The organism is Brevibacterium senegalense (assembly GCF_000285835.1).
GTDB classification, from domain to species: domain Bacteria; phylum Actinomycetota; class Actinomycetes; order Actinomycetales; family Brevibacteriaceae; genus Brevibacterium; species Brevibacterium senegalense.
The window spans coordinates 102,979-116,540 of sequence record NZ_HE978605.1 but is presented as its reverse complement, the minus strand read 5'-3'; the positions used below and the strand labels follow the sequence as shown (position 1 = coordinate 116,540).

Below are 13,562 nucleotides of genomic sequence, written 5' to 3'. Positions count from 1 at the left end.
TCACAGTCGCCGGAATCTGCTTTGCGTCCGGTCCGGCGACTGTGTAAAGTATCGTCTCGTTGCCCCAATAGCTCAGTCGGCAGAGCGTTTCCATGGTAAGGAAAAGGTCAAGGGTTCGATTCCCTTTTGGGGCTCTCGTGGGCCCTACTGCGGTTCGCGCGCGGCGGGGTAGCTCAGGTGGTTAGAGCGCACGACTCATAATCGTGAGGTCGCGGGATCGAGCCCCGCCCCCGCTACGACCAGGAAGAACCCCCGTCCGGTGGACGGGGGTTCTTCGCGTTCCTGCGCTCCCGTTCCTGCGCTGAGGTGCATGGACAGGACTGTGATCAACGCTGATCGGGGCGTGTGCGTGCACCTCAGCGGTTCTGTCGGAATCTCTGCTGGTGGGGGCGCCGATCACCGGGTTGTGAGGGTAGGACCAGTCCCGGTCGTCGCGGTGAGGGACCGCGGCCGTGTCCGTGAGGTGTGTGATCCGTGCAGGTGTTCCGACGTGTGGTCCTCCCGATCCTCCACCTCGTCGTCCTGCTCGTCATCGCGGTGTCGCTCGCCTGGCTGGCGTTCGCCCCGTCCGGTGACGCCGGCGCGGACGACGAGTTCCCCACGGGCGAGCTGCTGGGGATGGAGACCGTCGTGGAGCGATCGCGATCGCGGACCCCGTCGCGGCGAAGCCGGACCGGACGGCACTGTCAACCACATCTGGGCGCGCCCGGGGATGGTCGTGGAGGAGGGCGACGACCTCTTCCAGATCATGGCAGAGGAGGTGCCGGACGAGGCCTCCGATCCCGGTGCCCCGGACGGGTCCCAGGACGCGGAGGACGCGGAGGCCCTGACCGTCACCCCACGCACGTACAGCGCGACCGCGGACATCGAGCCCGTCGAGCTCTACCGACTGGGCGACCTGCCGGACACCGCGCAGATCATCATCGACCAGGGGCCGCCGCCCTCCGACTGCACGTCGCTGAGCCTGCTGGAGGCCGGAGCGCCCCCGACGGGTGGCGGAGGCGCAGCCGGCGGCGACGCGGGCGCCGGCGGGGACACGGCCGGTGACGCGGACATGTCCGGTGACGACGGCCTCGGCATCGGTGACGACGGCCTGGACACCGGTGCGGCCGGCGACACCGGATCCGGCACGACGCAGCTGCGGTGCGGCATCCCCGATGACGTCGAGGTCTACAACGGGCTCACGATGTGCATGATCGTCGACGTGGGCTCCGCGGACGACGTGCTCACCGTCCCGGTCACCGCCGTGCGCGGCATGGGCGAGGACGCCTCCGTCTGGGGCCCGGGCGACACAGGCGAGCCGGAGGAGCGGTCCGTCACGATCGGCATGTCCGACGGCACGCGCGCAGAGGTGGTGAGCGGTCTCGAGGAGGGCGAGTCCATCCTCGAGTACGTGCCGGGCACGGAGCCGGACATGGACGAGGGCATGGACTTCGGGATGGTCGGGTGACGGCGCCGCTGCTGCACCTCGAGGGCGTCGCGCGCTCCGTGCGCCTGCCGGACGGCTCGCTGCTGGAGATCCTGCGCCGCATCGACCTGACGGTGCACCCGGGCGAGCACGTGGGGATCGTGGGCCGCTCCGGCACCGGCAAGTCGACCCTGCTCAACATCCTGGGACTGCTGGATCGGCCCACCGGCGGGCACATGCTGTGGGACGGCACCCCCACCGCCCGCCTGTCGCAGCGCACCGCCTCCCGGATCCGCGGTGCGCAGATCGGCTTCGTCTTCCAGCAGTTCAACCTGCTGCCGGGACGCACGGCGCTGGAGAACGTCGCCCACCCGCTGCTCTACGGGACCGCCGCAGAGGTCCGCACCCGCAAGCGGCGCGCCCGTGAGGTCCTCGAGCGGCTGGGCCTGGGGGAGCGCGCCGATCAGGTGCCCACCCGCCTGTCCGGCGGTGAGCAGCAGCGGGTCGCGATCGCGGTGTGCTCGCTCACCCTGGTCGTCGCGATGTCGACGATGGCGCAGGACTCGCTGCGGGCCAGCTGCGAGCAGATGAGCGGCCGCGCGGCCACTCTCACCCTCGAGACGGAGGACCCGCGGCTGAGCGCCGATCCCGCCGCACTGCGGGCGGCGGCGGACCCGGTGCTCGAGGAGTTCTCGATCACGCGGACCACCGTCCTGTCGCAGTCGCAGGTGCTGGTCACCGGGCGATACGGCGACGAGTGGGCGGACACGCTGCTCATCGAGCCGGACCACGGCACGATCTTCAGCGCGGAGCTGGTCGCCGGTTGCTGGTTCGCCCCCGGCGACGAGCAGAACCTCGCCCCGGCGGCCGTCGTGAACGAGAACGTCCTGGCGGATCAGGGCCTCACAGCCTCGGACCTCCCTGCCTCGATCGAGCTGGCCGCGACCGAGGGCGGGGCCCCGCTGACCGCGACCGTCATCGGGGTGACACGCGGCAACCGGTGGGAGATGCGCGAGGTCCGCCTGCTGGCCGGCGCACCTGCCGCGACCGCGCTCGTGCAGGAGCCGCAGCAGTTCTCGCTGCAGGCGTGGGTGCCGGAGGAGATCGCTGACGACCTGGCCACGCAGGTCTCCTCCCGACTGAGCGCCATAACGGGCGGGACGTGGTCCGGCTACCGGTCCGACGCCTTCGCCTTCGGGGACGATCCCCTGGGCGTCCTGCGGACGATCCTCCTGGCGATCGCGGGGCTCATCCTGTTCCTGGGCGTCATGGGGCTGCTCAACATCGCGCTCGTGACGGTGCAGCAGCGGGTGCGGGAGATCGGCATCCGCCGCAGCTTCGGCGCCACCGGGGCCCGCGTCTTCTTCTCCGTCATGATGGAGTCCGTCGTCGCGACGAGCCTGGCCGGCGTCGTGGGGATCGCCGTCTCCGTCCTCATCCTCCGCACGCCCGCGGTCATGGCGATCCTGACCGACGGCATGGCCGCGGCACCGGCCTTCCCCGTGTCCGCGGCGCTCGTGGGCTTCGCGGTGTCCGTGGGAGCGGGCGCCCTGGCCGGGCTCCTGCCGGCGATCGTCGCGACCCGCGCCCGCATCGTCGACGCGATCCGGGCGTAGAGGCGCTGTGCGGCCGTGTGCCGCCGGCGGACGCCGTCCGCCCGGCCGGTCGGCTATCATGGTCGGCACACGGGAGCTTGGCAGATCCAGGCTGAGAGGAGGGCAGCGAGCCCTCGACCGTCGAACCTGAACCGGATAATGCCGGCGCAGGGAGACCTTTCTTCATCACCCGTGCCGTTCGTCGAACGAAAGGCACTGCTCATGACGCACTCGTCTGCAGACGCATCCACCCCCTCGACCGCGCAGACCACCCCCGCCGAGGCCGCAGCCGGCCCCGCATCCCCGTCACCGGGGCGCGCGGGTGCGGGCCGCCACCGCTGGCGGACGCTCGACATCGTCATCGCCGCGGTCCTGGGCGTCGTCATCGGTCTCATCTTCACGTTCTGGAACTTCGCCGGCTATGCCGGATTCCTCGCCCTCGATGCGCTCACACCGGGCTTCGGCGGTCTGGTCACCGGTGTCTGGCTGCTGGGCGGAGTCGTGGGCGGCCTCGTCATCCGCAAGCCCGGAGCAGCCCTGTTCGTCGAGGTCCTGGCCGCGGTCGTCTCGATGCTGCTGGGCAGCCAGTGGGCGGTCGAGACGGTCTACTCCGGCATCGCCCAGGGCCTGGGTGCAGAGCTCGTCTTCCTCCTGCTGGGCTACCGCCGTTTCGGGCTGGTGGCCGCGGCGCTGGCGGGCATCGGCTCCGCTGTCGCCGCGTGGACGATCGAGCTCTTCCTGTCCGGCAACATCGAGATGAGTGTCCAGTTCCTCGTCATCTACCTCACGTGCCTCATCATCTCCGGCGCCCTGCTGGCGGGTGCGCTGGGCTGGGTGCTCACGCGTGCGCTCGCCCGCACGGGCGCGCTCGATCGCTTCGCGGCGGGCCGGGAGATCCGGGGCCTCACGTGAGCGCGGCCGCGCGCGTACGCTCCGCCCACGGATCCGCACCCGCCCGCGTCGTCGCGACGGGGTGGGGCTGGCGGCACGCCTCCCGCAGGAGGGCGGCCGTCGCCGGGGTGGACCTCGTCCTCGAGCCCGGCGAGCGGGTCCTCCTGCTGGGTCCGTCCGGCGCCGGCAAGTCGACCCTGTTGGGCGGGCTCGCGGGCATCCTGGGCGACGAGGAGGACGGCGAGGAGACCGGCACGCTCACCCTGGACGGGCGACCCTCGGCCTCGCAGCGGGGGAGGGCCGGTCTCGTCCTCCAGGACCCGGACGCCAACACGATCCTGCCCGCGCTGGGCGACGACGTCGCCTTCGGGCTGGAGAACCTCGCGGTCCCGCGCGACGAGATCTGGCCGCGGGTCCGTGCGGCCCTCGACGCGGTGGGGCTCACCTACCCGCTCGATCGCCCCACCGCGCACCTGTCCGGCGGCGAGCGACAGCGCCTCGCGATCGCCGGTGTGCTCGCGATGGGGCCGGGCCTGCTCCTGCTGGACGAGCCCACCGCGAACCTCGACCATGCGGGCGCGGACGAGGTCCGGCGCGCCGTCGCGGCGACCTCGACGACGCTCGTCGTCGTCGACCACCGGGTGGACCAGTGGATCGATCTCGTCGACCGCGTCCTCGTCCTCGAGCCCGGCGGCGGCATCACGGCGGACGGCTCGCCCGCAGACGTCTTCGACTCCCGGGGTGCGGCTCTCGCGGCCGCGGGCGTCTGGGTGCCCGGCGCCCGCCCCCAGGTCGAGCGGGCGGGCAGGACAGCTGACCACGGCCTCGGCGGCGTCCTCCTCGAGGCGGACGGCGTTGCGGTGGGGCACGGACCCGTGCCCGTGCAGCGCGGCATCGACCTGACGATCCGTGCGGGGGTCTCGACCATCATCACGGGGCTCAACGGGACGGGGAAGTCCGCGCTCGCCGTCGCGCTCGCGGGTCTCGCCGCGCCTCTGGCCGGCACGCTCACTGCTCGAGGAGTCCTGGCGCACGGCACCGCTCAGTCGCAGCCGCACCGGTGGCGGTCGCGGGATCTGCTCACGCGGATCGGGACCGTGTTCCAGCGCCCCGAGCACCAGTTCGTCGCTCGCAGCGTGCGCGATGAGCTGGCTGTGGGCCCGCGCCTCACCCGGGCCGCGGACGCGGACGCCCGCGTCGACGGACTGCTGGAGCGGCTGCGCCTCTCGCACCTGGCCGACGCCCACCCGTACACCCTGTCCGGCGGTGAGCAGCGCCGGCTGTCCGTCGCGACGGCGCTCGCGACCGCGCCCACGGTGCTCGTCCTCGACGAGCCCACGTTCGGGCAGGACCGGACGACGTGGACGGAGCTCGCCGCCCTCGTCGCCGCGCACGTCGGCGACGGGGGAGCGGCCGTGTCCGTCACCCATGACGACGACTACGTGCGCGTCCTGGGCGATGAGCGGCTGCACCTGAGTCGTGACGGGGCACCTGTCATCGACCGGGCGGAGGCGTGCGCATGAGCACCGCACCGACCGCGGACCACTCGATGGGCGACGACACCGCCGGCCTCGCACCGAGCCCCACCGCACAGCACACCCGCACGCCCGCACGGGATCCGCTGGCCAGCCTGAACCCGCTCGCGCTGTGGATCGCGGCCGCGCTCGCGTCCTTGCCGCTGCTCACCAGCATCGACCTGGTCAGCGGTGCGACGGCGCTGGGCGTGTGGCTCGTCGTCTTCCTCGCCCTGGGCATCCGGCCGCGGACGATGCTGGCCCGGACATGGCCGCTGCTCCTCGCGGCACCGCTCAGCGGACTGAGCATGCTCCTGTACGCGCAGCCCGGCGGGCGCATCCACCTCTCGTGGTGGCTCGTGACGATCAGCGACAACTCGATCGAGCTGGCCGCGGCCATCACGGTGCGCGTCCTGGCGATCGGCGTGCCCGCGCTCGTCGCGCTCGTGGGCATCGACCCCACGCGACTGGCCGATGCGCTGGGCCAGATCGCGCGCCTGCCCGCCCGGTTCGTCGTGGGCGCCCTGGCCGCCGTGCGGCTGGCCGGCGTCCTCGCCGCCGACCACCGGTCCCTGGCCCGAGCCCGCCGCGCCCGAGGCCTGGGAGACTCCCGCTCCCTGCGCGGCGCACTCTCACTGCCCTTCGCCCTCGTCGTCGCCGCGGTGCGTCGCGGGACGATGCTCGCGACGGCGATGGAGGCCCGCGCGTTCGGCACGGGGGAGCGGACCTGGGCGAGGCCCTCGCGATTGCGCCGTCGCGATGCGGTTGCGATCGCGTGCGCGCTGGGCGTGTCGCTCGCCGCCGTGGGACTCGCGGTGGCGACCGGAGCGTTCCGGCTCGTGGGGGCTGGCGGATGAGCGCGGGCAGCACGCAGGTCGGAGCGGTGGGTTCCGGTACCACGGTTCGTTCCGGGAGTGCAGCGCATTCCGGCACCGGTGGTCCTCCGGACAGGGCCGCCCGGGTGGGTGGGCTCGTCCTGGTGGACGGGACCTCGGGAGCGGGGAAGACGACCGCGGCACGGGATCTGGCGGCGGGCACCGGGGCGCGGGTGCTGCACATGGACGACCTCTACGCGGGCTGGGAGGGGATGGCGCACGCGACGGCGACGCTCGAGCGGATCCTCACCGAGCGCGCCGCGGGCCGCACCCCGCGGTGGCGGCGCTGGGACTGGCACGCCTCCGCCTGGGGCGCGGAGGAGAGCATCGCGCCGTCCGTCCCGCTCATCGTCGAGGGGTGCGGCAGCGTCACCGCGGTGACGGCCGGGTTCGCGGACCGGGTCCTCTGGCTCGACGCGCCGGAGCCCGTCCGCCGCGCCCGGGCGCTCGCCCGCGACGGCGACGACTCCTGGTGGGAGGGCTGGAAGCGGCAGGAGGCCGCGCACCGGGCCGCCCATGACCCGCAGCGGTGGGCGACGGGTTGAACCGTCGCACGGGTGGGCGGCGACCGGTGAGCGGTCCCACGTGGATCGGGGCAGTCCGTCGCGTCGCGTGCGGTGTCCGTCCGCTTCGATAGACTGGCGGACGACCGCTGACCGGCTGCTGCAGATCAGCCCGCCACAGACCAGGAGGCACACGTGTCCGTCAACACCGACCTGCAGGGAGCCCAGTACTCCCTGCCGGCCCCCTTCGAAGTGGGCCGCGAGGCGATCGCGGAGTTCGCCCGCGCGATCGGCGCCACCCACCCCGCGCACGTCGACGCGGCCGCAGCACAGGAGCTGGGGTACACGGACGTCATCGCACCCACGACGTTCGCCGTCATCCCCTCGCAGCGCTGCGAGGCCCTCTACATCTCCAGCCCGGACTCCGGGATCGACTACTCGCGCGTGGTGCACGGCCAGGAGCAGTTCACGTACACCCGGCCCATCGTCGCGGGCGACCGCCTCGCGGCGACCACGCACGTGGACGGGCTGCGGGAATCGGGCGGCAACGCGATGATCACCACCCGCACAGAGCTGACGGACGCGCACTCCGGTGAGCCCGTCGCGACCGTCACGTCGACCATCGTCGTCCGCGGCGAGAAGTGAGGAGCCAGGCCATGACGAACACCGCCGCACCCCGCCCCTCGATCGACGCGCTCTCCGTGGGCGACACCGTCATCGACACGACGATCCCCGTGTCCCGCGCGGACCTCATCGCATACGCGGCCGCGTCCGGCGACCACAACCTCATCCACTGGAACGAGCGCTACGCCAAGGAGGTGGGCCTGCCCAACGTCATCGCACACGGCATGCTGACACTGGGCTCCGTCGTCGCGCGCGTGACCGACTGGACCGGCGATCCCGGCTCCGTGCTGGACGCGCGGACCCGCTTCACGTCGATGGTCGTCGTCCCGGACGCGGAGTCCGGGCCGCCCACGGCCCCCACCGCCCAGCTCGCGCTCACCGCGACCGTGGGCGCGATCGATGCCGAGGCCGGTGTCGTCCGCCTCGACCTCGCCGTGAGCGCGGGTGACGACTCGGTCCTGGGCCGCACCCAGGTGAAGGTCCGTCTGGCGTGAGGTTCGCAGACCTCACGACCCTGCGGGTGGGCGGCCCCATCGCCCACCCGCACGAGGCCCGCACCCGCGGGGAGCTCGTGGACTTCGTCCGGGCCCACCCGATGCAGGAGCCCACCGGCGCGGCACCGCGGAAGACCCCGGACGTCCTGTTCGTGGCCGGCGGCTCCAACCTGCTCGTGGCCGACGACGGCTTCGACGGACCCGTCTGCCTCGTCCGCACCCGCGGCATCGACTGGCAGAAGCCGGACGACTCCGGCGTCGTGCGCGTGACCGTCGAGGCGGGCGAGGACTGGGACGCCTTCGTCGCGCAGACCGTCGACCGCGGCCTGTCCGGCCTCGAGGCGCTGTCCGGTGTCCCCGGCTCCGTGGGCGCCACCCCGGTCCAGAACGTGGGCGCCTACGGCGCAGAGGTCGCGGACTGCCTCACGCACGTGCTCGCCCTGGACCGCGTGACGGGGGAGGAGCACCTCCTCACCGCGGACCGGCTGGGCTTCGGGTACCGGACGTCCGTCCTCAAGCGCTCGGCCGCAGAAGCCGGCGCGGTGCGATGGGTCGTCCTCGCCGTCACCTTCGACCTGCAGTCGAGCGGCGCGGGAGCCGCCGCGGATGCGCCGGGCGACGGCGCGGGTGCCGCCGTGCGCTACCGGCAGCTGGCCACCGCGCTGGACGTCGACCTGGGCACGCGAGTGCCGGTCGCGCAGGTGCGCCGGGCGGTGCTCGATCTGCGCGCGTCGAAGGGGATGGTGCTCGACGCCGCGGACCACGACACGTGGTCGGCCGGCAGCTTCTTCACCAACCCCATCCTGTCGCTCGTCGACGACGCCGTGGGGCGGGTGACCCCGGCGGACGTCCTTCCGGAGGGGGCGCCGTCCTACCCGGTCCTCGACCACCGCACGGGTGAGGCGGACCCCGCCGTCGTCAAGACCTCCGCGGCCTGGCTCATCGAGCGCGCGGGCTTCAGCCGCGGGTACTCCGTGGGAGACGGCCTCGCGTCCCTCTCCACCAAGCACACCCTCGCGCTCACCAACCGGGGCGAGGCGCGGGCTCGGGACCTCGTCGAGCTGGCGCGTCACATCCGGGCGGGGGTGGAGGAGGCCTTCGGGATCGTGCTGGTGCCGGAGCCCAACCTCGTCGGCATCGACCTGTGAGCGTGCGCGCACCGCGGCTGTCGTACGGCCGGGCCCTCACGGCGTGGCGCGGCGGACTGCCGCGTCCGCGCACCGTGCTGCGGTCCCTCCTCGTCCTGCTGTGCTGCCTCGTCATCGTCGCGCCGTGGGCGGTGCTGAGCGCGGAGACGGACGGGACCTTCGGCCCCCACGAGGCGCACTACTCCGTGACCGGCGACGCCGCGGTCGAGGTCGACCTGGGTCCGCTGGGCGCCGTCGTCGTCCCCGCCGACGGTCTCCTGCCCCTGGGCCTGGGCGTCCACGTGGCGGTGGGGGAGATCCCGGTGGAGTCGGGCGTGGGCGGGACCACGATCGATGCGCTGGGCGGAGACCTCACGGCCTACGCGGCGCTCTTCACGGATCCCGGCGCGCACGCGCGGACCATCGCGATCGACCTGGGGCAGGACATGGCGCTGCGCGCCGCCGCGGGGGTCCTGGTCCTGGTCGCCCTCCTCGTGGGCGGTCGGGCACTGGCCGGTGCGGCCGGGCGGACCGGCAGGATCTCCGGACGACGGCCTCGGCTGCGGGCCGGTGCCGCGACGGCCGGGCTGGCCGTGCTGGGAGGGGCGCTGCTGGTGCCCCTCGAGCCGCCGCGGGCGATCGAGTCCGATCCCGTCTTCATCGGCACGCCGCTGGCCGGCGCGCAGGTGACCGGACGGCTGGGCGGCGTCGTCGACGAGGCGGCGCAGGCGGCGGCGGACCTGATCCGGGAGAACGACGAGTTCTACGGGACCGTGCGCGGCGAACTGGCGGCCGCGTGGCCGCAGCGGCCCGTCGGCACCCGGCTGGGGGCCGGTCCTCTGCACGGACTGGCGAACCCGCAGCCGGCGGATCTCGCGACGATCGTGTGGACCAGTGACATCCACTGCCAGACCGGCATGTCCCGCGTGATCGGCGACGTCGTGCGCTGGAGCGACGCGGACCTCCACATCGACGGCGGCGACGTCACGATGACCGGCACGGATGCGGAGAACGTGTGCGTCGACTCCCTGGCACAGGCGCTGCCGGACGACGTGCCCACCGCCTTCGTCAAGGGCAACCACGACTCCCGGGACACCGTCCGCCGTGCCCGGGAGGTGGGCTGGACCGTGCTGGACGGGGAGCCGGTCGAGGTCGCGGGCCTCACCCTGCTGGGTGCGGGCGACCCGCGGCGCACCGTCTTCCCCTCCGGCGACGTCCTGGAGACGGGGGAGACGGCGGAGGAGTTCACCGGACGGGTCGCGCAGACGGCGTGCGCGGCGGAGGAGGACCTGCTCGTCATCCACGACCCGCGCCACGCGGAGCCTGCGCTCCAGGAGGGCTGCGCGGACTACGGCCTCCACGGGCACTGGCACCGTCGTGTCGAGCCGGAGCAGTGGGGCGCGGGCGTGCGGACGGTCGGCTCCACGACGGGCGGGGCGCTGGCGGACGCGCTCACCCCCGGACCGCTCAAGATGCCCGCGGAGATGAGCATCCTCCGCTACGACCGGACGACCGGACAGCTGGTCGACGTGCAGTACCTCACGGTGGGGATGGACGCCTCGGTCGAGTTCTCGCCCTGGGTCCCCGCACCGCAGCCGGGACCGCTGATCGAGGTGCGGCCGGAGCCGCCCGTCGAGACGGACGCGGACGGTTCGACGTGAGCCCGGAGGAGCATGTATGCTCGATCCTCGGCGGTGATCCCTCACCGCTGAAGGGGTGTGGCGCAATTGGTAGCGCAACGGTCTCCAAAACCGTAGGTTGCAGGTTCGAGTCCTGTCACCCCTGCCAGTCAGACCGATCCGGCCGGGTCGGTGACGGTCGTCGAGGAATGAGAGGGTCGAGTGGCTGAGACCTCCGCCGCAGAGGGGAAGAAGAGGCTCGGTCTCTTCGGCCGGATCCTCCGGTTCTTCCGCGAGATCATCGCGGAGCTCAAGAAGGTCGTGACCCCGACCCGCAAGGAGCTCATCAACTACACGCTCGTCGTGCTGGGCTTCGTCGTCATCATGATGCTCCTGATCACCGGACTGGACTTCGTCTTCGGACAGCTGACCGGATGGGTCTTCGCGGGCACGACGCCGTTCTGATCCCCGGGTCGGACTGAACCCGGGGACGGGCCCGCGGAGCGATCCGCGCGCTCCCCACCGCCACCCTGACCGCACCCACCGCATCGAACGAGGAGACACCACGTGTCGGACACCACTCCGGAAGAGCTGAACCCCGAGCTCGATCAGGCGAACGCCGCCGAGCCCGCGGTCGAGGCGGACACCGCCGGTGACCTCGACGTCGACGGCGGCCAGGACGCAGAGGTCCAGGACGCGCCGGCCGCCGAGGACGCACCTGCGGCAGAGGACGCGCCGGCGCAGGACGCGCCTGCGGCCGAGGACGCCGAGGCCGAGGCGATCGAGGACTTCAAGTCCGACCTGCGCATGCAGGACGGCGACTGGTACGTCATCCACTCCTACGCGGGCTACGAGAACCGCGTGAAGACGAACATCGAATCCCGCACGGTGAGCCTCAACATGGAGGAGTTCATCTTCGAGGTGCAGGTGCCGATGGAGGACGTCGTCGAGATCAAGAACGGGCAGCGCAAGCAGGTCCGTCGCGTCCGCATCCCCGGCTACGTGCTGGTGCGCATGGAGCTGACGGACGAGAGCTGGGGCGCCGTGCGCCACACGCCCGGCGTCACGGGCTTCGTGGGCAACGCCTACGACCCCGTGCCGCTCACCACGGACGAGGTCTTCGAGATGCTGCGCCCGATCTTCGAGGAGAAGCAGGCGAAGGTCGCCCAGGAGGCCGGCACGGCCCAGGGCAACGTGGGCGACGACGCGGAGTACGTCGTCGAGTTCGAGGTGGGCGAGTCCGTGCTCGTCAAGGAGGGCTCCTTCGAGGGCCACCCCGCGACGATCCAGGAGATCCGCCCGGAGAACCAGAAGCTCACGGTGCTCCTGTCGATCTTCGAGCGCGACGTCCCCGTCGAGCTGGGCTTCGACCAGGTCAGCAAGATCTGAGCGTCCCCGCGGGGACCCACTGCACTTCGCGACCTGCGGTCGCGAATCCCCGCGGCGTCGCCGCCGCGGACACGCATCGATCAGGACGTCCGGTGTGCGCTTCCCCACAGGGATTCGCCTCCGGGCGTTCGGTCGTGGAATACTGGTGGAGTTTGACTGCGCCCCGCATCGGAGGGGACGGTCGGACCCCGCCCGTGCGAGCGTCGCACGGGTGCTGGACGAGAAGAGTAAGGACCGAACATGCCTCCCAAGAAGAAGGTCGCCGGTCTGATCAAGCTGCAGATCCAGGCGGGAGCCGCTAACCCGGCACCCCCGATCGGCCCCGCGCTTGGTCAGCACGGCGTCAACATCATGGAGTTCTGCAAGGCGTACAACGCCGCGACAGAATCCCAGCGTGGCAACGTCATCCCCGTCGAGATCACCGTCTACGAGGACCGTTCGTTCACGTTCATCACGAAGACTCCGCCGGCTGCGGAGCTCATCAAGAAGGCCGCGGGCGTCAAGTCCGGCTCGGCGACCCCGCACACGGACAAGGTGGGGCACCTCTCCGCCGACCAGGTGCGCGAGATCGCAGAGCAGAAGATGGCCGACCTGAATGCCAACGACGTCGACGCGGCGTCCAAGATCGTCGCGGGCACCGCCCGGTCGATGGGCATCACCACCGACATCTGAGACCCCCGGGTCCCACACCACTGTGGCAGGGTCCGCGCGACCCGCACCACGACTGCTAGGAGAAGAAGCAGATGGCAAAGCGCTCGAAGGCCTACCAGGCCGCCGCAGAGAAGATCGCTGCGGATACGCAGTACGAACCGGCACAGGCGATCGCCCTGGCCAAGGAGACCTCGGTGTCGAAGTTCGACGGCACTGTCGAGGTCGCCCTGCGCCTGGGTGTCGATCCCCGCAAGGCCGACCAGATGGTGCGCGGCACCGTCAACCTGCCCCACGGCACCGGCAAGACGGCCAAGGTCCTCGTCTTCGCCGCGGGTGACCGTGCGGAGGCAGCCCGCGAAGCAGGTGCCGACTTCGTCGGTTCCGATGACCTGCTGGAGAAGGTGGCCGGTGGCTTCACCGACTTCGACGCGGCTGTCGCGACCCCGGACATGATGGGCAAGGTGGGTCGCCTGGGCAAGGTCCTGGGTCCCCGTGGCCTCATGCCCAACCCCAAGACCGGAACGGTCACGATGGACGTGGCGAAGGCTGTCACGGACATCAAGGGCGGCAAGATCGAGTTCCGCGTCGACAAGCACTCGAACCTGCACTTCATCATCGGCAAGTCGTCGTTCTCGCAGCAGCAGCTGGAGGAGAACTTCAAGGCCGCGATCGATGAGGTCAACCGCCTCAAGCCGTCCTCCTCGAAGGGCCGCTACATCTCGAAGGCGACGCTGTCGACGACGAACGGTCCGGGCGTTCCGGTGGACGCGGGCACGCTGCGCGCCTGATCGCACTGCGCATCGCACGCCGAAGGGCGGGAGACCCCACGGGGGCTCCCGCCCTTCGGCGTTCCCGGAGCTCGCTTCCCCGCG

General features: G+C 72.0%; 14 protein-coding genes, 3 tRNA genes and 1 riboswitch. All 17 genes read left to right on the top strand.

Going from position 1 to position 13,562, the window contains the following annotated elements:
* Positions 1 to 61: 61 nt before the first annotated feature.
* The 17 genes from HGBR_RS11185 (at position 62) to rplA (ending at position 13,478) form a co-directional block, all read left to right on the top strand.
* Positions 62 to 134: transfer RNA gene (locus HGBR_RS11185), tRNA-Thr, on the top strand.
* A 28-nt stretch (positions 135 to 162) separates the two neighbouring features.
* Positions 163 to 236, top strand: a tRNA-Met gene (locus HGBR_RS11180).
* Positions 237 to 718: 482 nt separating this feature from the next.
* Positions 719 to 1,450, top strand: coding sequence for a permuted SH3 domain-containing protein (locus HGBR_RS11175; protein WP_147522451.1), 732 nt, complete (start codon positions 719 to 721; stop codon positions 1,448 to 1,450).
* Complete coding sequence (locus tag HGBR_RS21080) at positions 1,447 to 3,024, top strand: ABC transporter ATP-binding protein/permease (RefSeq protein ID WP_019159430.1); 1,578 nt, start codon at positions 1,447 to 1,449, stop codon at positions 3,022 to 3,024. The genes HGBR_RS11175 and HGBR_RS21080 overlap by 4 nt, the downstream gene beginning before the upstream one ends.
* A gap of 59 nt (positions 3,025 to 3,083) precedes the next feature.
* Positions 3,084 to 3,194: riboswitch (TPP riboswitch) on the top strand.
* Positions 3,195 to 3,225: 31 nt separating this feature from the next.
* Positions 3,226 to 3,915 (top strand): ECF transporter S component, encoded by a 690-nt coding sequence (locus tag HGBR_RS11165; RefSeq protein ID WP_083882865.1) that lies wholly within the window; start codon positions 3,226 to 3,228, stop codon positions 3,913 to 3,915.
* Positions 3,912 to 5,417, top strand: coding sequence for an ABC transporter ATP-binding protein (locus HGBR_RS11160; RefSeq protein ID WP_051013404.1), 1,506 nt, complete (start codon positions 3,912 to 3,914; stop codon positions 5,415 to 5,417). The genes HGBR_RS11165 and HGBR_RS11160 overlap by 4 nt, the downstream gene beginning before the upstream one ends.
* Entirely contained in the window at positions 5,414 to 6,265 is an 852-nt protein-coding gene (locus HGBR_RS11155) for an energy-coupling factor transporter transmembrane component T family protein (RefSeq protein WP_019159427.1), read from the top strand. The genes HGBR_RS11160 and HGBR_RS11155 overlap by 4 nt, the downstream gene beginning before the upstream one ends.
* Positions 6,266 to 6,369: 104 nt before the next feature.
* Positions 6,370 to 6,828 (top strand): AAA family ATPase, encoded by a 459-nt coding sequence (locus HGBR_RS11150; protein ID WP_019159426.1) that lies wholly within the window; start codon positions 6,370 to 6,372, stop codon positions 6,826 to 6,828.
* A gap of 153 nt (positions 6,829 to 6,981) precedes the next feature.
* Complete coding sequence (locus HGBR_RS11145; RefSeq protein ID WP_019159425.1) at positions 6,982 to 7,431, top strand: FAS1-like dehydratase domain-containing protein; 450 nt, start codon at positions 6,982 to 6,984, stop codon at positions 7,429 to 7,431.
* Between the two features lie 11 nt (positions 7,432 to 7,442).
* Complete coding sequence (locus tag HGBR_RS11140) at positions 7,443 to 7,904, top strand: MaoC/PaaZ C-terminal domain-containing protein (protein WP_019159424.1); 462 nt, start codon at positions 7,443 to 7,445, stop codon at positions 7,902 to 7,904.
* On the top strand, positions 7,901 to 9,052 hold the full coding sequence (locus HGBR_RS11135) for a UDP-N-acetylmuramate dehydrogenase (RefSeq protein WP_019159423.1): 1,152 nt from the start codon (positions 7,901 to 7,903) through the stop codon (positions 9,050 to 9,052). Before HGBR_RS11140 ends, HGBR_RS11135 begins: the two co-directional genes overlap by 4 nt.
* Positions 9,049 to 10,692, top strand: a complete 1,644-nt coding sequence (locus HGBR_RS11130) for a metallophosphoesterase family protein (protein ID WP_019159422.1) — start codon at positions 9,049 to 9,051, stop codon at positions 10,690 to 10,692. The genes HGBR_RS11135 and HGBR_RS11130 overlap by 4 nt, the downstream gene beginning before the upstream one ends.
* A gap of 51 nt (positions 10,693 to 10,743) precedes the next feature.
* Positions 10,744 to 10,819 (top strand) — tRNA-Trp (locus tag HGBR_RS11125).
* Between the two features lie 53 nt (positions 10,820 to 10,872).
* A complete protein-coding gene (gene secE, locus HGBR_RS11120; protein WP_019159421.1) occupies positions 10,873 to 11,115 on the top strand; it encodes a preprotein translocase subunit SecE in 243 nt (80 codons plus the stop codon).
* Positions 11,116 to 11,217: 102 nt separating this feature from the next.
* Positions 11,218 to 12,039 carry a transcription termination/antitermination protein NusG gene (gene nusG, locus HGBR_RS11115; RefSeq protein ID WP_019159420.1) on the top strand — a complete coding sequence of 274 codons (822 nt, stop codon included), beginning with the start codon at positions 11,218 to 11,220 and terminating at the stop codon, positions 12,037 to 12,039.
* Between the two features lie 240 nt (positions 12,040 to 12,279).
* Positions 12,280 to 12,711, top strand: coding sequence for a 50S ribosomal protein L11 (gene rplK, locus HGBR_RS11110; protein WP_019159419.1), 432 nt, complete (start codon positions 12,280 to 12,282; stop codon positions 12,709 to 12,711).
* Positions 12,712 to 12,782: 71 nt separating this feature from the next.
* Positions 12,783 to 13,478 (top strand): 50S ribosomal protein L1, encoded by a 696-nt coding sequence (gene rplA, locus HGBR_RS11105; protein ID WP_019159418.1) that lies wholly within the window; start codon positions 12,783 to 12,785, stop codon positions 13,476 to 13,478.
* Positions 13,479 to 13,562: the final 84 nt, after the last annotated feature.